Here is a 17,389-nt window from a genome sequence, read left to right as displayed (position 1 = left end):
ACTTGCTTCTCAACGGCTTCGGCAGTTCACCATCTATTCCTTTTGGATGCGCCTATATATTTCTTCTCGATGAACGGGTACGGACTTGGGGGCATGTATCCCCATCTTCACTTGATTGCCTTTAACCTCTAATACCTTAACCGAAACTTTGGTGCCGATTCGTAGGTTTTCACCTATTCGGCGTTTCAATATCAACATATTCATTTCCTACTGATATAGGCTACAAGAAAGAGCGTTCTCTTGGGTGAGTATTGAAAGAAGCGGCTAGAAGAGGGGGCGCACGAGAACGATAAGCATAGAAGAAGAAAAGGCGAGCGCAACGCTCCCAGAGCTTGGGGACACGCCTCAAGCTGCTGAATGTACACCACTTTATTGAAGACGAGCGGGTATCTAGCGTATGATGCATATAGCCAGTGCGTCCTGAGTATTTTTTTTTTTTTTTTTATAAATAAAAAAAAATACGTGCTATCCAGGAGATGGAGGTCGGCCCTCCGTTATCGCTTTGCAGGAAGTGATAACAAACCCCCTCAAGGTGATCGGAGTAAAGAGCTTTGGTTAGAAGCGCTTGAGGAAAAGGCGTACGAGATACGTCAGGTATGTTGTGTAGAGACGAATGCAAATGAACCACTGATGAGGTGTCGAAAGCGTATTACCAAGATGATGTCAAAACCCGTGCACTGGCTAAGTGCGGGGATAAGCTTGGAGGTTACCTGTTTACCGACCGAGTGGCATCCGGCATAGAGGTGGCGTGAACACACAACAGGCTTTTGGGTGGAACAGGAGAACCTGTCGTCCAGGTGTTAAGGAAGAGCGTCAAGTAGAGGCCCTGCAAGACGTTGAGTACCAAGACTGGTCACAGGGGCGGAACAACCCGTAGTAGTGGAGAAGCGGCTGTAATGGACGTGGAGCGAAGGGGTTGTCGTATTCGGCGACTAACCGTGTAATCAACCCAGATGGGGAGGAATTAACGATTAGCGCAAAGCCATTCAATATTCCCAAGCGAGCGGTTTGGGAAGCGTGGAAGCAGATCAAGGCCAATGGCGGCGGAGCGGGGATTGATGAGATAACGATAGAGCAATATGAATCGAATCTCGCCAAAAACCTGTACAAGCTATGGAATCGGATGTCATCTGGCAGCTATTTTCCATCAGCCGTCAAACGAGTGGATATTCCGAAACTCGATGGCAGCCTGCGACCACTGGGTATCCCCACAATCGAAGATCGCATTGCACAAATGGTGGCTAAGCAACTGCTGGAGCCAGAATTGGAGAAGGTATTTCACCCCGACTCCTACGGCTATCGGCCAGGCAGATCTGCTATAGACGCAGTGCGTCGAGCTCGACAACGATGCTGGGATAGAATCTGGGTAGTTGATTTAGATATCAAAGGTTTCTTTGACAATATTAATCACGAACTCCTGCTGAGGGCATTAGATAAACATAATAATCATCGGTGGGTCAGACTCTATGTACAGCGCTGGTTAACGGCTCCAGTACAACATCGGGACGGACAGCTTGAAGAGCGAACACAAGGTACTCCACAAGGGGGTGTAATCAGCCCGCTACTGGCAAACTTGTTTTTGCACTACGCGCTGGACGCCTGGATGGTGAGAACGCACAGAGATATTCCTTTTGAGCGTTACGCGGATGATGCTGTTTACCATTGTCGTAATCCTCGAGAGGCGGATCGCTTACTGGCGGCTCTAAAAGCACGCCTGACTACCTGCGGGCTTGAAGCTCATCCAGAGAAAACCCGCAAGGTTTATTGCAAGAACAGCAACCGCAAAGACAACCACCCTGTGATCCATTTTGACTTTCTGGGTTATCGATTTGGTCCCAGGAAAGCAAAGAATCGCCATGGACAAACCTTCACTGCCTTTGGTCCATCAATGAGCCCAAAAGCTTTCAAGAGGATCAAGGATAAGGTTAGGCAATGGCGTGTGATTAACTGGGTGGATCGATCACTGTCGGAGATGGCACAAGCACTTAATCCAGCAATACAAGGATGGCTGAACTACTACGGTCACTTTGGGCGGAAATATGGTGTTTATCGACTTCAGAAGTATCTTGACCAAACGCTGATGCGTTGGGCCAGGAAGAAGTTTAAGCATCTGAAGCGAAGCTGTTTCAAGAGTTGGGTCTTTATTGGAAAGGTTCGTCAACAAATGCGTGGCTTGTTTGCACACTGGAGAATGGGAAGATTGAAAATGTGCTGAATACGAAGAGCCGTATGAATTGAGAGGTTCACGTACGGTTCTGTGAGAGGCTGAAGGGGAAGTTCCTTTGGTCTACTCGACTTTTGATAGTGTCTGTATCAATTTGGTTAGCTGGCCCCGGGTGTTGGTAGCACCTTGGGTCAGCGCCTTTTACTTATTCTTATATCTCGCTACCGTTCTCCTTTTGAAGGAATGGATCGTTTAGGAAATTCTGGTACTTCTCTTTAGGTGAGAGCCGAATCAAGCCGAACCAAAAATAACAAAATACTAATAGAGATCTATCGATTTTACGCATCTTTGATATGGAAACAAACTTAATTGTTTCTAATAGGATAATTTAAGCGCCTTTTATTTACCTATGTGCTAGTGTGATGAAGCTCAACCAAAGAGTTTCTCTCGTAAAGTACAAACACCTGGTAGGTCAGCTTCAAATTCTTAGAATCTATATTTTAAACATAAAGAATCTGAAAAATTTTGGTAGAAATATCGTAAGTGTTTTCTAATGAAAGCCTTGAAGGTTTAGGAATAATTGCCAAAGGTAACTTGCTACGGGACCCATCGGATCAGATGCTTGTCTAGCCACCCGCACTTCCAGTTCTTGCGGTTTTGGTATCCCTTCCACTGCTATGGGCGATAATAAGCCCTGTTCAAGCTCCGCTTCTATCATATGTTCTGGTAGCGTACCCCAACCCATACCTTGAAGAATAATTTCTTTTTTAGTCGGAAAATCGTTGACTCTCCATTGATCGCCCCCTTCAAGCACCCCGTAGGTTTTAGTGGATGACTTCCTACCACTGATGATCACCTGGGGATGGTGTAGCATAATCTGCCTTGGGATTTCCTCGTATTGGGTAAGTAGGGGAGAGTCGCCAGCGATCACAGAAATGAATTTCATATTCATTAGATGAATGGATTCAAGCTGGTCGTAAGTTTCAGTCCACGGAATGATAGCTATGGAAACCTGGCCTCCCTTCAATAAGTCCAGTGGCCCAAGGCCATTTTCGGAATAGACCTCCAAGCGTGTTTTTGGGTACTCAATTTTGCACTGACGGATTGCGCTGAGTATTGGGCCGACTGGTATGGCGGAAGTAAACGCAATACCTACTTCCAGTTCTTCTCCTGCGACTAGCTGTTTAGCTAAGCTCTCAAACGAGTGGGCTTCAGCTAGTACATATTTGGATTGTTCATACAGGGCTTTGCCGTCAGCTGTGAGTGTGCTCCTGTATTGGTCCCGATCAAATAGCTGTAGATTGAGGTCCGCCTCTAATTTCTTGATGGCGGCGCTTATAGTGGGCTGTGTTCGGTGAAGTGTCTGGGCAGCAGCTTTTAGCGAGCCCCCTTCAACTATCGCCTTAAAATATCGTAATTGTTCCAAAGTCATAGTGGCGTGAGTTAAGAGAAAATATAGGTAAGTTTCTGATGCAGCATATTTGAGGATCTCAAACTGAAAATAGCCATTAACTGGCTTTCTTTTATGAAGCATCTTTTCTGTTGTGCTGACAACATGAGTAATCTGCACTCGATACCATTTGCCAGTGCTTGCAAACTGGACAGCATCAACACCGCTGATCATTTTGAATGAGCAGCTTTTACGTAAACCAGCTATTTGTTTTTCTTCTACCAGCAGAAGCTGGGAGTCTGCGTGCACCTTTTTACTTCATGCCTGCGCGGTATCATCACCCGATATCAGCTAAATCAACTTGTTAGGTAAAAGCTAACAAGAACTTAGATTATAGTTAATATCATTAGTCTAAGTCTAACTTTAACCTTATCTCCCTATCAAGAAGTGACCTGTTCGTGAGGCATTGCGAACGGCCGCGCTTTATCCGAACAGTTGAACGATATTGAGGTGAGTTATGATCAAACGGACAGACGTGTTAATCGTTGGCGGAGGCTTTGCTGGTGTTTCTGTGGCCCAAAAGTTAGCTAAGCAGGGTATGCAGGTGGTATTGGTTGACCGAAAGGACCATTTTGAAGTGACCTTTGCCACATTACGTAATGCGATAGCGCCTAACTTACTGACTGCTAATCCACGTAAATATTATCGTGACTTTATTCAGAGCGATTTTGTTCAAGCAGATGTGGTTTCCATGGATGACCGGATAGCAAAGTCATCAAATGGATTAGAGATCCACTTTAAACAGGCAGTTATCGCGACAGGCAGTCGCTACCCAACCTTGCCGATAGCTAAATCCACATCAGCTTATACGATTTCCGAGCGTGAGCAAGAAATGCGGAATGAGCAAAAAATACTGGCGAAATCTCAGTCAGTTTTGATTGTAGGAGGCGGTACCGTTGGCGTGGAGCTGGCTGGGGAAATTAGCAGCGCTTTTCCCAATAAAACCGTGACTTTGGTGCATTCTAAAGATGTACTACTTGGCCATCTTAAGCCTAAAGCTCAGAACAAGGCGCTAGAGCAGCTTACGGCTAAAGGCGTTAGCGTACACCTCAATACCCGGCTAGTTAAGGAAGGTGCAATTTACCGTTCTATAAATACTCAAGAAACCTTCAAGGCAGACCTGGTTTATGAATGTGTAGGTATGTCGCCAAATACGGAGTTTCTAAAAACAGAATTACCCGGTGTGTTAGATAAGATGGGATTAATTAAAGTGGACGAATATATGCGGGTTAGGGGTTATTCTAACCTTTATGCGATAGGTGATTGCTCTACTCTGGATAAAAATAAGCACGGCTATATAGCAAACGTTCAAGGAGGCATCTTAGCGAGCGTTATCATTAATCAAGCCAAAGGTAAAAAGGTTAAGCCTTATAAAACACCTAGTTATGCCATTGTTACGCCGACCGGTACAGAGACTGGTGTAGCTCAAATGCCCTTTGGTGTTTTTACTTCAAAGCTATTTGTTAACCTGAAACAAAAAGACATGGGGATAGGCCACATGCTTAAAGCGAGCGGTACAACTCCAGACTTACTTAGCTAGAGCTTTTTGGTATACAGTAGAGTACCTCTAATTAAAATCTACCAGTCTCTAAGGTTTCTCTGAATAGACATTCTCACTGACCATTGAAAATCAAGTAAGAGGTAGTCCAGATACTAGCCATACTTGCCAGATGCGTATGAGGCGGCATAGAGGTGTTACTGCCATTAGTAGTAGTTTATTTACGTAGTTAGGTTCCCCGTCTGAATTTATTACAGGAAATTAGAGGGCCTTTTCTTCTTAATTTGCGGTATTGCGTATTTACGTTCTTCAACGTAATGTTTGTGCCGAAAGCATGAGAATGTAAGAAGTGAGTCCCGGCTCTTATGGGTTTCTACTAGGTGCCCGTAAGAGCTGGCGAAGGTCCCAAACTCATGAAAGGCTCCTTTTATGTGATGAATATTTTTCATAGGCTGTAATCTCATTGGGAAATTGTGCATAGGTAGGAGGTCTGTATGTTTATTGGAGAGGTGTCAAGAAGGACGAATCTCACTGTAAAGGCGATAAGATTTTATGAGGAAAAAGGCCTCATTGCCGTTCCTAAAAGGCAGGGCAGATATAGAGTCTATACGGCAGAAGATGTTGAAATTCTTACTTTGATCTCAGAAGCTAAAGCACTTGGAGTGACTTTGGCTGAGTTGAAGGATGTTATTCGATACCATAATGGAGAGGTTGATTGGGCTCGAATCAGTGTCTTTCTGAAGAAAGTAAAAAGAAAAATTGAGGCTGAATTGGAATCACTTTCTAATAAAGCTGAAAAGGTTGATCAATGTATTGCGTCTATAGATTCCTGTCATAAAAGCCTTGACCCTCCCCTTAAGGGGAGACGGTAGACTTTTCATCATGTCTTTAAGCAATAGTATGACGAGATGAAAAATATCCTACTTATAAATGGCAATCCAAAGAAGAACAGTTTTGTTAAGCAGTTGAGCGATGTCTATGAGTCTGAAGCAAAGAGACAGACTAATGTTCGACGATATAACCTGTCGGAAATGGACTTCAATTCGAATTTAGAGTTTGGGTACGATGACTATCAAGTATTGGAGGATTGTCTATCTGAATTTCAAGAGGCTCTTAAATGGGCACAGCATATTGTTGTGGTGTCGCCTATTTGGTGGGGCGGATTGCCAGGAAAGCTCAAAGGCTTGATTGATCGATCTTTTCTTCCCGGAATTACCTTTAAATTTGAGAGTGGTAGTACAGAACCGATACAGCTTCTTAAAGGCAAAACATCAAGAATAATTTTGACAATGGATGCCCCTACAGAATATTTAGAAGAACAAGCAAAGCCAGTATTAGAGCAGCTTGATCGATTTACTCTTCAATACTGTGGTTTTTCAAAAGCAGAGGTCAATTTATTTGGTTCAATGATTTTGTCTGATAAGAATCAACGGGGCTCCTGGTTGAAAGCTGTTCAGGAACTTGGTGCTAGCTGTATATAATCTAGAATAAATCAATCTATGATAATTACGACTTCTTAACGATAATCAATATGCTTGACTATATCTTATCTTCAATCGGTAGAGATCTAAGAAAGTGTATTTCAGGCAATGTATCTAATTGAGCTGCACTTTCTACCAGATTGATGTCTATCTGGTAGAAAATGCAGCAGCTATTGGGGCTAAAGTATGCTCATTCTTAATCCCGCAGAATAAAAATTGATCATTCGATTGATATTAGAAAATAGTACTCGTTACTTCATAGTTTCCATCAGCATCTATTCTTTTGGGCAGACTTGTGGATTTACTTACAGCGAATAGGTGAATATCTGAGGGAGTATTTCTATAGGTTTAAGATCGTCGTTTCCCGATAACTCTCTCTGTAATTGGGGGCTCGGTGTGGATTGGCAATACAAAATGAGCCGCAAGGTCAGTATATATGGAGGGCAAAAGGGAGGTCCGAACCCTCGCTGTAGAGCCACTTTTGAGCATATTTCATACAAATAGCTGGCGGATCACACCTCTTCCCACAAGAATCAGGCAAAATTCATATGGACGTCAGGTGTTATAAAGCCTGAATAGATACATTGATTGCTTATTACTTCATATTTAAGCAAGGATATGTCATGAGGAACCTTTGTATTTCAATGGCTCTACTCTCACTGCTAGCCCTGGGTGTTAACAGTTATAGTCAGGATACACAGGCAGCTCTTGAAGGGCCCTATCTTGGACAGAAACCTCCTGGGTTGACTCCAAAGTTATTCGCTCCTAATCCCTCGAAAGAGTATCGGGATTGGGGTGGCTACTTCACGCCTGATATGCAGGAGTACTACGTTACAAGAAGATATCACCAAAGTGGTGAGTCTTCGAAAGTTGTATTCAAGCTTGAGGGTAATCGTTGGTATGAATCGGAAGTGGCCTGGGGTGGCTCTATCTCACCTGATGGTCAAACAATGTATTCTAGAAATCGATATAGAGCGCGCACTGACAATGGTTGGTCAGAACCTAAAAGCCTGGGGCCACTATTTGAAGACTTTCGTATCATGCGCCTTACGGCTTCTTCAAAAGGAACCTTTGTATTTGATGAAGTGGGTTCAAATGGAGATGGTATTCTTCGATATTCGCGTCTGTTAGATGGTAAGCGTGAAGCGCCAAAACCTTTTGGAGAGCAGATAAATACAGGCAAGTGGACTGCTCATCCGTTTATTGCCCCTGATGAGTCCTATATTATCTGGGATAGTGAAAGAGAGGGTGGATATGGTGATAGCGATATGTACATCAGTTTTCGCCAACAAGATGGCTCATGGGGTGCGGCTATTAACTTCGGTGATAATATCAATACAGAAGGGGAAGATGGTGGTGGATATGTAACACCTGATGGGAAATACCTTTTCTACTGTCGGCGTTGTACTCCACCGAATTTTGAAATAATGTGGGTAGATGCGAAGTTTATTGAGGCCCTTAGACCTAAATAAAATTTACACTAAGCTACGCCTAGTTCTCTGTATCTATCATTATTTTGCTAAATTTAAATTCTTTAACGATATTTCCGGTCTTCACGATACATGAAGCCCCGGTTGATCCCGCAGCAACCTGTTAAGTTGTATAGAATCCTTTCACCAAGTGAGAAGGTGAGCACCACACCAAGTATGTGAGCGTTCACCTTTATGTGTTAGCCTCTATTAGCCACAAACTACCGAAAACTTGAAACAATGTTGATAGAAATCAGGTTGGATTAAGGTTTGTGCAACTAGAATACGCAATAAATATGCACGCCACAAAATACCTGTTCTTTCTGATAGCCATTTCTCTATTTGGAACCGAAGTTCAGCCTGAGATATTTGTTGTAGAACATGTAGCTATTGCCGGAGTTAAAATTAGTCCGGGAGATCGTTAGTGTTAGTAGATTGGGGCCCCATGGTAGGTTAAAATTTATCAATGATAGAGATTGTCTTGTATTACTTGAGTTGATTTAAAATGTATGAATGGATTCCTTAAGTATTTTAGTCGTGTTCTCCTTACAGTTTCAGGTTGCCTATTTATTTTAGGTTTAGTTTCTGTGTTTTATGTGGAGGTCAAGCCTGTATACGTCAATATAAAGGAGATTACACTATATCAAAATGGGTATACTGACCCGGTCGGAAGGTTTGGTTCTTATGCGAAGAATAATGGAGGGAATACAAACTTTGTTTTATTTAGATACAAATATACGGTAGGTAAATCGTCATATAGTGGAGCCTGGATGAAAATAGGCTCTCTCTCAACGATAGGGCGAATGCGAACTGTATATTATAATCCAGTCCTGCCAATGTTCTCAGTTCTTGAAAAGGGAGTCTCCTTGTTTTGGGTAATCTTTCTTGGAGTGTTGGGGTATGGGCTTCTGGAAGTTCGCAATTGGCTATATCGATAAACCCAACTTGTAAGGTTAATTCTGCAGGAAGTAACTATTTACTCATGCTTTATTTTATACTTTTGGATACGGCATAACTTTTATAAAAATAAACTGTGAAATTATGATGAAAACCATCCTTTTTGTGTGCTGCTTTATGATCTGCTTAGGTATCAATGCAGCTGAAGTTGAAAACTGTACAAATTCTGAATTTAGCAGTGAATATTTTGGGGATTTTTCAAATATTCAATTCCATGAGGAGTCTAATTTAAAAGATGTTGCTCAAGAAAACCTTATTCAATACGCTAAAAAAATTACAAAAGTTGCAAATTGGGACTATAAGCTAAGTGGCCCAGATGAGCATTACTTACCAATTTTAATTGACTATCTTAAAAATACAGCAGGTTTGGGCCCTGAAATAGAGTGTATGTGGTTGTTGTATGAGGAGGGAGATGTACTCCGACGTTTCACTGATGATCAAAGTCATGTATCTAGGAGTGGCTATGCCTTATTTAAAAAGGACGAGTTATCAGCTTATTTCTACAGCCAAATTATATTGCTTTAGCAGTGTAGAAATTATAAAAGGTGATATAGATATCTCAGTTTTCGAGACTTTATATTAATAATAAAGGAGTGTCTTTTTGACTAAAGGTGAATGCAATTGTGGAGAGATAGCTTATGAGATACAAGAATCCCTCACAGATTTATATATGTGCCACTGTTCAATCTGTCGTCGTTCCACAGGGAGTGGCGCTATTACTGTAGCTATTGTGCCTACCGAGAAGTTTAGTTGGGTTAAAGGTAAGGAGAACCTTAAGTATTGGTCTAAGCCCGGGCATGATTGGCATACAAATTTTTGCGCTACTTGCGGTTCGACTCTGCCCGGAGAGAATGATTCTTTAAATACTTACATTCCTGCAGGAAGTTTGGTGGATGGTAACGAAAATCTAAAAGTGGTTCATCACTTATGGGTTGATTCAAAGGCTTCTTGGGAAGTAATAGGTGACGCCGGGAAGCAGCATCCCAAGGGGTTTGGATCTTAAATTATTTAACGTCCTGATTTATTGCGCTTTGTATTTTTACTCACTATTACGTGTGTAGTGACAGGGAGGTTAATTTTGGAGTGAGTTTTGTCTCTGGAGCTTGAGAATACAAGGAATTTTTAGGTGTATTATCTCGGCTGTAATAGCCAGAGAGATAACTCATTCTCCTGTTCAGAAAATTGCCGAAACAAGCTCATATCCTCTATCTAATGTCCAAATAAAAGCAATTGCGCTGCAGAGTCCAGCAACAGAATAACGTATCCGGATTTCCCATTCCTTTTTCCACAGCCTGGCTAAATAGGCAAGGGGCCATATGGCAAGAATTATGAGTACTTGCCCGGCTTCTACCCCCAGGTTGAAGGCCAAGAGGCTTTGCCAGATATTCGGGGAATCAACTTGGAGTATTTCATGTAATACAAATGAAAAACCCAGGCCGTGGAGTAGGCCGAGCATGCAGGTTCCGATAAAAATTGTACTTTCGCTGCCTGTGATCTTAGTGTCTTCCCTGTGTAGTGATATCCAGGCCATATAGATTATGGATAGGGCGATACCGGTTTCTACCATAGGTACGAACCAGCTGACTGTGGGAACAAAGCCAAAGAATCCGGCTGACAGGGTGATACTGTGACCGATGGTAAAGCCGGTAGCGCGCCATAAGAGTAGCGGTAGGCTGAGTGCACCGAGGCTTAGGCAGAGTACAAACAACACGTGGTCCAACCCCTTCAGGATATGGGCGATGCCCTCCGCCAGAAAAGTCTTCACAGCGTCTATTGAGGAGTGGGTAATCAGTAGTGGCTCTTGCATAAGACCGCGTGAGCGAAAGACCTGGGTCCTACCTGGATTGTAATCCAGTACCAGGTTGGCGGTGTCTTCCTGGTTGGGGAGGCCTGGGTTAAGAGAGCTGGATAGTTGATATTCCCCAAGGGGAGCTTCCAGAGGGTAGTAGATCTGAATATCAACCAAGGTGTCACCCACATACAACCTTTGATTGGTATCTTCAGGTAAATATTGCTTTAAAAATGCCTGCTGTGCCTCCTCCAGCGTTGCAAAGTCCGGTTCACTTCCTATCCGATACAAGCGCACGGCTTTTACATCGCCTTTTATTTGCATGTCAGTATTGCGGAGAAAAGTGGCGCTCTCTGCAATATTACCGAGTCCTAGAGGCGCTAGCTCCAGCTGTTGAAAGTCAACATAGTGGACCAAGTCACCTTGATCCAAGGAGTTTTTGGTATATGGGGCGGGTTGTGGGAGTTTGCCTGTATAGGGGTCGCGCCCCAGTCCTGTTTTATCTGCCAGTAAATAGGGCATAGGCACTCTCATATATAGGTTGGCACCACTGGCTGTGTGCTCTATATGGAAAATCCGTACATTGAGGTTGAGAAGGAAATGCGCTTGTGCTTGCCCGCTGATGCTGGATATGAGGAGATATAGAACAATCATCGCGGGCAACTTGAGTGTGCTGTTTTTCATGGCTCTAGCTATTTCTCTATTTTATTCTTACCGTACGGATAGAGGAGTAAATCCAGCGATTTTCCAGTGGTTATCAGACTGGATAATTGCGATATTGGCCCGGGTCTCTTGCGGTCTTTGTTCAAAGTGTCCCCAGCTTCGGTCCTCTACTACCGCCTGCCAACTTGTAATTAACCGGAATCCTTTGTTGCCATTCAGGTTAATTTGGCTGGAGTACTCGACTTTAAGATTTGTAATAGTACTGATTGATCCCAAGCCACCACTTGTTGTTTGGGGGCGATAAATTTGTGCCAGATTTGAATAGGTACTTTCGAATCCTTCCTTGGTAATCAGGTTTTTTAGCTTTAATTCCAGATTGATCGGTAGAGGCTCTTTAAATGCGGCAGCAACTTTTAACAGTAGCTGTTCTGTTACTTGGCCCAAGTCTCGTTTTTTAGCGGTTCCAGGGAGGTTTACCCGGTATTCTTCTGGAAGATTGAGGTACAAAGCGACAGCTGAGATTATTATGGCGGTATAGATAATAGTTGAACCCTTGCGGCCTAAAATTGAGTGTTTGGTGGATAGCGTCAATACAATTATCGTAATAATAAGAAATGAAAATAGGATAGCCATAGGGACCGCTAGGCTAGGGGTTTCTATTACGAGTGGATCGCTATTTGGAGGGCGGTAATCGTATAGGTAGTTGTGCCACTGAATATCAGGAAATGAAGGAATTACATGGGTGGGGAATGGACCTGTGGGGTCCTGAATAAGGGTGGGAACGGAGTTGATCGTATCGGTAAATAGATTCCAGTCTACGGTAACACTCTGGGGCAGTGCATCGATGGAAAATTTTTCCCGGTAGCCAATCATCACTGAGCCTATTTCAATAGTGTCATTCTCTGAAATCTGTGAGTACCCGCTATTATTTGCGCGAAGAAAAACAGTCTCAATGCTATTCGGCTGTGAGGGCGACTGATCAATAGAAGTTGGATTTTTATTATTTAGATAGCTGCGTACTGTGTGGTGCAGGAAGGCCTTACTTTCTGGTGTTAATAGTTGCCAGGCATCGAAAGGGTGATTAGTCCACTCCAGTAAGTCCTTGGTGCGCACGAGTATCTCATGACGTATCTGGCGGGGCTCTACGTAGAGGAAAGACATTAGAGGGTAGCGATTATGCCGACTAATATTAGTGTTCTTAAAATGTGTATTCCATGGGTCTTTCCAGTCGATAATGAGTGGTTCAGCTTGGGATAGGTAGTGAAAGCCGCTGATAGGTGTTTGCCCGTGGCGACTGGTAAAGCCAATTGTCACGGATGCCAGCTTATCACTACCGATGGGTGGTTTTAGTTGCAGGACTGAAAGTCCACCGATTGGATATTTCAGCTGAGTTAAAAGAATCTTTTTATCTGCCGGGAAATCCGGCATTTTTATGCCGGTGCGGGGATCGGTTTGCCCAGCAAAAGGGGAAATTCTAGGTTTTCTCTGGGCTACTCGAATTGAGATGAGTTTGTGCTTAATGCTCTTATTTCCAGAGAGTACTTGAAAATCGAAAGATTGCTGGGTTTTTGCTGATTGTGCCAGTCGATAAATGTCTGCTGTATCTTCAATTCCTGGCCAAAATAGTTTGGCATCGTTTGCTGATATCTCGAATCTAATGTTTAGGATATTTTTTTGTATATCGATCTCCGCGATGTTGTTGGCGGTCTCAGCGCCACTTAAACTGATGAAATCAGCCTTGCTGGTTGTTGATAATGCACTGCTGAATAATATCAGGACCAGGCTGATTAGTATTTTTTTGAATGATAAATAAAATTTCGTTTTGGGAGTCATGTGTTGCTTGAGCAGAGTTGATCAGTTGCACATTATTCGTTTTTGAAGGGGGGTTAATTTAGTCTGGTACTTCAAGATCAGTACCGAAGGCTATATTGACTTCCCCATAGATTTTCCCAGTCAGCTTTGTATAAATTACTTTTCCGCCATAAATAGTAGGTACGAATACAACCTCAGTAGGGGCAGCTGGTAACTTTTCGGACCCCGGCTTGGTACTGCTGGGGTCCCAGGTCGGAAATTTCACTTGCCAGTTACTGATGGCCCATTCCACTCTGAGGGCGTCGAGATCGCCAATGTGGTTGCTCCGCAAATGCTCGACATGAAAAGTTAATTTATCACTGTTGCTCAATGCTGGCGGGAAGCGGGTCGTGGTTTGCTTTGGGTGAGGGGAGGCTATACGAGTGCCGGGCAAGTAAGCGTCCCCGATTGCCGAAGTCGTATTTTTCTTTTGTAGTTCTTGAGACCAGAGAGCGTCACTGAATCCGGATGCCAGTAACAGAAGAGTAATACTGAAAAGCTGCGATAGGGTTTTAGTCGGAATCATCTTCTTGTATAGAGTTTACTTATGGGTTTTATGTCTTTAGGCAGCTTAGTTGATGATTCAAGTCACAATAGGAGAGTAGATTGGTATGGCGTGGAGTTTCGTTTTGAAACTTGAGTAAGTTGGTGTTGCCAGTTTTGGGGGATACGGGGATTTAATTGATGACGACTAGATGATTCGGTAGTTCATCTTTAATGGTGCTGGTGGGTATCGCTTCGTGAAGTAGATCTCCGCATTGCTCAATACAAACCAGTAATGCCTCTCCTGCTTTTCCCCGCTTCATTTGTTGCACAAAATTTTCCACTACTCTCTGCCAGTTGTCATTGGTGATGTATTGAGCAATGCCTCTGTCGGCCAGTATTTCTACATAGTGTTCGGCTTCTGAAACAAATATCAGTAGCCCGAGTCGATCCTTGGTTGCGTGTAAATCCTGCTCCAGAAATTGCCTGCGAGCTAAGTTTGAAGCTCGCCAGAATTTTATTTTCTTTGGTACCAAGCGCATGGTGATGGGGCGCCAGCGGAATATTACTGCCAGGACAATAAATACAATCCACTGAAGCGTCACCGCCTGTTGAAGGTTGATCCAGAACGGCAGAAATTCGATCAGAGGGGATACTAACAGTGTTAGGAATGCGGCCCATAAGGTAGAGATATAAAGGTAGTTGTCCGCTTCCTTGGCGACCACAGCCATGACTTCAGCGTCGGTGCGGGACTCTACTTCCTTGATTGCCTCTGCTACCTGGCGTTGATAAGTATCGGTGAGCATTACCATCCTCCCGATGCGCCCCCTCCGCCAAAACCTCCGCCGCCCCCGCTAAACCCGCCCCCAGAGCTGCCGCCGGATAGACCTCCGCCAAATCCACCTCCACCATAGTAGCCGCCGTAGCGCCCCCGCTTAAAAATGCGGCTCTGTGCAGGTGAACCCAGTGCGGCACTGCCGAAGAGGTGTAGCATGACCAGCAGAAGGAACAGGCCGACCAGTACAGCAATTCGGCGTCCCTCTTTGGTTTCTACGGGTTCAGCGACATATTCATTTTTCGTCGCGGCGATAATTGATCGAACCCCTGCATTGATTCCGCCGCTAAAATCGCCATTACGAAACTCTGGCAGTACTTTGGTTTGGATAATATTTGCCGCCAGTGCATCGGTTAGGGCTCCTTCCAGGCCGTAGCCTACTTCGATACGGACCTTTCTATCATTGGGCGCAATTAGGAAAAGCACTCCATTGTCTTTGTCTTTTTTTCCTAGCTTCCACTTGCGTGCCAGTTGGTTGGCATACTCCTCTATAGTGATGCCCTGAAGCTCGGGGATGGTGGCGACAACCAGCTGATTGTCACTGTCGCGCTCATACTGCTGTATCAACTCAGTAAGTTGGTATCTCTCATCGGCCTTTAACAACTCTCCCTGATCTACTACCCGGCCGGACAGCGCTGGAAACTGTACATCGGCCCAGGCTGTTAAGGCACAGACCAGAGCGATCAGGGTGGTTATGGTAAGACTGGGGCGGTTCATTTTGGGGTCGATGGCGCCTGTCTATTGGAAGTTGAGGAGCCTCTAAATAACTCCGTAATGCCTCTGCGGGTCTTGAAGGCTGCAGATGTTAGGCGCAGCTCGCCGCGAATGGCCGTAGCCCTTTGCAAGAGCTGCAACGCAGCAGCTGTGGCCTTCAAGGCCCGCCCTTCGGGGCTTGCAGAGCGATTCACACTCCGCGTTACGACTTCTTGAAAGATCTAGACATTCCTGCGAAGCCGCGCCTTGATTGTGAACCGCTCTGCATGCCAGAGGTATCATAGAGTTATTCAGAGGCTCCTTAACCTCAGGTGCCTTATCGGCATCTTCACTGGTGGCTTCGAAAGTTTCTCGAAGCGGCATATCCCTGTAGAGCACGGTATGCCAGATTCTTCCTGGAAAAGTGCGAATCTCGCGGTTGTAGCGCTCTACAGCCTGGATATAATCCCGGCGCGCGACACTGATGCGGTTTTCGGTGCCCTCTAACTGAGATTGCAGTGTGAGGAAGTTCTGGTTGGCTTTTAGGTCGGGGTATCGCTCTACCACCAACATAAGGCGGGATAGCGCGCTGGTTAACTGGCCTTGTGCTGCTTCGAACTGTTGCAGCTTGGCTGGGTCATTGAGAAGGTTGCCGTCAACCTGGAGAGAGCTGACTTTGGCCCTAGCCTCAGTGACGGCTTGTAGGGTTTCCCGTTCGTGGGATGCGTAAGCTTTTACGGTTTGCACCAGATTGGGAACCAGATCGGCACGGCGCTGGTATTGGTTTTGAACCTGGGCCCAGGTGGCTTTAACCTGCTCGTCATAGGTTGGGATATTGTTGACACCACAGCCGCTGAGGGTGGTTGCCAGCAGCAGTAGCAGTGAGCTCTGCCAAAAGGGCCAGCCGCTGGGGAGCGCAGAGGTCATGCGGAATATCCTTATTCTCACGTGAACCCATCAAGAATAGTCCGCCTGACTCCCGGCGCTGGAGAAGGCATCACCATGGAGCCAAAATGGCGTTAAAAGCAACAATATTTAAGGCCAAAGTCCAGATATCCGATATGGACAGGGATTATTACGCCGAACATCCGCTCACTTTGGCGCGACATCCTTCGGAAACAGATGAGCGTATGATGGTGCGCCTACTGGCTTTTGCTCACAATGCGGCGGAAACGCTGGAGTTTACCCGGGGATTGTCCTCCGATGAGGAAGCGGATCTCTGGCAAAAAAACCTGAGCGGTGAAATCGATCTCTGGATCGAAGTGGGGCTGCCCACTGAGGAACGAATTCGCAAAGCCTGCAACCGCTCGAAGCGCGTTATCGTATACAGTTACGGGCGCCGTGCAGCACCAATCTGGTGGCAGAAACAGGCCAGCCAATTGGAGCGCTTTGATAACCTTACCGTCTACCATTTAGCCGCTGATGCCACTGAGCAATTGGCGGCTATGGCTGAGCGCAATATGGACCTGAGTGCAACCATTCAGGATGGTCATATCTGGCTCGCTGATAGTGACAACAACGCGGAGATTACTCCGGAAACCTGGAAATAGGAGCAGACAACTTAATGCCTTCTTTTGACATTGTATCTGAAGTGGATAAGCACCAACTCACCAACGCTGTGGATCAGGTGAATCGCACTATTACCAACCGCTTCGACTTTAAAGGTGTGGATGCGGAAGTGGAGATGAGTGAGTTCTCCCTGGTAGTTCGCGCTGAAGTGGACATGCAGGTAGACCAGATGGTGGATATGCTGCGCGGCGCACTGATCAAATGCGATATCGATCCACTGGCGATGGATGTAGGTGATAAAGAGCAATCTGGCAAGCAGGTCAAATTGGACGTGACCCTGAAAAATGGCCTTGACAAAGAACTGTCAAAAAAGATTGTTAAGCTGATCAAAGATGAAAAGCTCAAGGTGCAGGCTGCCATTCAGGGTGAGCAGGTGCGTGTTACTGGCAAAAAGCGCGATGACTTGCAGCAGGTGATCGCCTTGTTGCGCGGTAAAGAGCTGGAACAGCCATTGCAGTTTAATAACTTCCGCGATTAATTGGTTTTG

Annotated in this window: 17 protein-coding genes; 9 read left to right on the top strand and 8 right to left on the bottom strand. The window is 44.9% G+C overall.

Going from position 1 to position 17,389, the window contains the following annotated elements; genetic code table 11:
* Positions 1-33: 33 nt before the first annotated feature.
* Positions 34-198, bottom strand: coding sequence for a carbon storage regulator CsrA (csrA, locus tag ACJJIW_RS21725; RefSeq protein ID WP_282933640.1), 165 nt, complete (start codon positions 196-198; stop codon positions 34-36).
* Positions 199-916: 718 nt separating this feature from the next.
* Between csrA and ltrA the strand changes: the two genes are divergently transcribed.
* On the top strand, positions 917-2,215 hold the full coding sequence (ltrA, locus tag ACJJIW_RS21720; protein WP_444935414.1) for a group II intron reverse transcriptase/maturase: 1,299 nt from the start codon (positions 917-919) through the stop codon (positions 2,213-2,215).
* A gap of 499 nt (positions 2,216-2,714) precedes the next feature.
* Here the strand turns inward: ltrA and ACJJIW_RS21715 are convergent, their stop codons facing one another.
* Positions 2,715-3,863: a LysR family transcriptional regulator gene (locus ACJJIW_RS21715; RefSeq protein WP_444936334.1), complete on the bottom strand. Its 1,149-nt coding sequence runs from the start codon at positions 3,861-3,863 to the stop codon at positions 2,715-2,717.
* A 208-nt stretch (positions 3,864-4,071) separates the two neighbouring features.
* Between ACJJIW_RS21715 and ACJJIW_RS21710 the strand changes: the two genes are divergently transcribed.
* The 6 genes from ACJJIW_RS21710 to ACJJIW_RS21685 all read left to right on the top strand — a co-directional run bounded on the left by ACJJIW_RS21710 (position 4,072) and on the right by ACJJIW_RS21685 (position 10,022).
* The gene (locus ACJJIW_RS21710; protein ID WP_444936333.1) at positions 4,072-5,154 is read left to right on the top strand and encodes an NAD(P)/FAD-dependent oxidoreductase; all 1,083 of its coding nucleotides are present in this window, start codon (positions 4,072-4,074) and stop codon (positions 5,152-5,154) included.
* A gap of 452 nt (positions 5,155-5,606) precedes the next feature.
* Positions 5,607-5,984 carry a MerR family transcriptional regulator gene (locus ACJJIW_RS21705; protein WP_444907669.1) on the top strand — a complete coding sequence of 126 codons (378 nt, stop codon included), beginning with the start codon at positions 5,607-5,609 and terminating at the stop codon, positions 5,982-5,984.
* A gap of 36 nt (positions 5,985-6,020) precedes the next feature.
* Positions 6,021-6,593 carry an NAD(P)H-dependent oxidoreductase gene (locus ACJJIW_RS21700; protein ID WP_444936332.1) on the top strand — a complete coding sequence of 191 codons (573 nt, stop codon included), beginning with the start codon at positions 6,021-6,023 and terminating at the stop codon, positions 6,591-6,593.
* Positions 6,594-7,216: 623 nt separating this feature from the next.
* Entirely contained in the window at positions 7,217-8,065 is an 849-nt protein-coding gene (locus tag ACJJIW_RS21695; RefSeq protein WP_444936331.1) for a TolB-like translocation protein, read from the top strand.
* A 1,038-nt stretch (positions 8,066-9,103) separates the two neighbouring features.
* Positions 9,104-9,544: a hypothetical protein gene (locus ACJJIW_RS21690; RefSeq protein ID WP_444936330.1), complete on the top strand. Its 441-nt coding sequence runs from the start codon at positions 9,104-9,106 to the stop codon at positions 9,542-9,544.
* 76 nt (positions 9,545-9,620) lie between these two features.
* On the top strand, positions 9,621-10,022 hold the full coding sequence (locus ACJJIW_RS21685) for a GFA family protein (protein WP_413662774.1): 402 nt from the start codon (positions 9,621-9,623) through the stop codon (positions 10,020-10,022).
* 171 nt (positions 10,023-10,193) lie between these two features.
* On the opposite strand, the gene ACJJIW_RS21680 is transcribed toward ACJJIW_RS21685, so the two are convergent.
* From ACJJIW_RS21680 to ACJJIW_RS21655, 6 genes are all read right to left on the bottom strand, one after another.
* Positions 10,194-11,492, bottom strand: a complete 1,299-nt coding sequence (locus tag ACJJIW_RS21680; RefSeq protein WP_444936329.1) for a HupE/UreJ family protein — start codon at positions 11,490-11,492, stop codon at positions 10,194-10,196.
* A gap of 27 nt (positions 11,493-11,519) precedes the next feature.
* Complete coding sequence (locus ACJJIW_RS21675; RefSeq protein WP_444936328.1) at positions 11,520-13,304, bottom strand: hypothetical protein; 1,785 nt, start codon at positions 13,302-13,304, stop codon at positions 11,520-11,522.
* A 58-nt stretch (positions 13,305-13,362) separates the two neighbouring features.
* Positions 13,363-13,848, bottom strand: coding sequence for a hypothetical protein (locus ACJJIW_RS21670; RefSeq protein ID WP_282931938.1), 486 nt, complete (start codon positions 13,846-13,848; stop codon positions 13,363-13,365).
* Between the two features lie 151 nt (positions 13,849-13,999).
* On the bottom strand, positions 14,000-14,611 hold the full coding sequence (locus tag ACJJIW_RS21665) for a TPM domain-containing protein (RefSeq protein ID WP_444936327.1): 612 nt from the start codon (positions 14,609-14,611) through the stop codon (positions 14,000-14,002).
* Positions 14,611-15,357: a TPM domain-containing protein gene (locus ACJJIW_RS21660; protein WP_282931940.1), complete on the bottom strand. Its 747-nt coding sequence runs from the start codon at positions 15,355-15,357 to the stop codon at positions 14,611-14,613. Before ACJJIW_RS21660 ends, ACJJIW_RS21665 begins: the two co-directional genes overlap by 1 nt.
* A 42-nt stretch (positions 15,358-15,399) precedes the next feature.
* Positions 15,400-16,260, bottom strand: coding sequence for a LemA family protein (locus ACJJIW_RS21655; RefSeq protein WP_444936326.1), 861 nt, complete (start codon positions 16,258-16,260; stop codon positions 15,400-15,402).
* Between the two features lie 86 nt (positions 16,261-16,346).
* On the opposite strand from ACJJIW_RS21655, the gene ACJJIW_RS21650 reads away from it, so the two are divergent.
* Both ACJJIW_RS21650 and ACJJIW_RS21645 read left to right on the top strand, forming a co-directional pair.
* Positions 16,347-16,883 (top strand): YaeQ family protein, encoded by a 537-nt coding sequence (locus ACJJIW_RS21650; RefSeq protein WP_282931942.1) that lies wholly within the window; start codon positions 16,347-16,349, stop codon positions 16,881-16,883.
* 14 nt (positions 16,884-16,897) lie between these two features.
* Positions 16,898-17,380, top strand: coding sequence for a YajQ family cyclic di-GMP-binding protein (locus tag ACJJIW_RS21645; protein WP_108733959.1), 483 nt, complete (start codon positions 16,898-16,900; stop codon positions 17,378-17,380).
* Positions 17,381-17,389: the final 9 nt, after the last annotated feature.

This window comes from Microbulbifer maximicatervae (SeqCode) (genome assembly GCF_052467815.1).
This window is presented reverse-complemented; position numbering and strand designations above follow the sequence as displayed.

What these genes read in the sequence shown, in the direction of transcription:
- csrA (WP_282933640.1), bottom strand. Translation starts at nt 198, where the DNA reads ATGTTGATATTGAAACGCCGAATAGGTGAAAACCTACGAATCGGCACC.
- ACJJIW_RS21710 (WP_444936333.1), top strand. Translation starts at nt 4,072, where the DNA reads ATGATCAAACGGACAGACGTGTTAATCGTTGGCGGAGGCTTTGCTGGT.
- ACJJIW_RS21705 (WP_444907669.1), top strand. Translation starts at nt 5,607, where the DNA reads ATGTTTATTGGAGAGGTGTCAAGAAGGACGAATCTCACTGTAAAGGCG.
- ACJJIW_RS21700 (WP_444936332.1), top strand. Translation starts at nt 6,021, where the DNA reads ATGAAAAATATCCTACTTATAAATGGCAATCCAAAGAAGAACAGTTTT.
- ACJJIW_RS21695 (WP_444936331.1), top strand. Translation starts at nt 7,217, where the DNA reads ATGAGGAACCTTTGTATTTCAATGGCTCTACTCTCACTGCTAGCCCTG.
- ACJJIW_RS21690 (WP_444936330.1), top strand. Translation starts at nt 9,104, where the DNA reads ATGATGAAAACCATCCTTTTTGTGTGCTGCTTTATGATCTGCTTAGGT.
- ACJJIW_RS21680 (WP_444936329.1), bottom strand. Translation starts at nt 11,492, where the DNA reads ATGAAAAACAGCACACTCAAGTTGCCCGCGATGATTGTTCTATATCTC.
- ACJJIW_RS21675 (WP_444936328.1), bottom strand. Translation starts at nt 13,304, where the DNA reads ATGACTCCCAAAACGAAATTTTATTTATCATTCAAAAAAATACTAATC.
- ACJJIW_RS21670 (WP_282931938.1), bottom strand. Translation starts at nt 13,848, where the DNA reads ATGATTCCGACTAAAACCCTATCGCAGCTTTTCAGTATTACTCTTCTG.
- ACJJIW_RS21665 (WP_444936327.1), bottom strand. Translation starts at nt 14,611, where the DNA reads ATGCTCACCGATACTTATCAACGCCAGGTAGCAGAGGCAATCAAGGAA.
- ACJJIW_RS21660 (WP_282931940.1), bottom strand. Translation starts at nt 15,357, where the DNA reads ATGAACCGCCCCAGTCTTACCATAACCACCCTGATCGCTCTGGTCTGT.
- ACJJIW_RS21655 (WP_444936326.1), bottom strand. Translation starts at nt 16,260, where the DNA reads ATGACCTCTGCGCTCCCCAGCGGCTGGCCCTTTTGGCAGAGCTCACTG.
- ACJJIW_RS21650 (WP_282931942.1), top strand. Translation starts at nt 16,347, where the DNA reads ATGGCGTTAAAAGCAACAATATTTAAGGCCAAAGTCCAGATATCCGAT.
- ACJJIW_RS21645 (WP_108733959.1), top strand. Translation starts at nt 16,898, where the DNA reads ATGCCTTCTTTTGACATTGTATCTGAAGTGGATAAGCACCAACTCACC.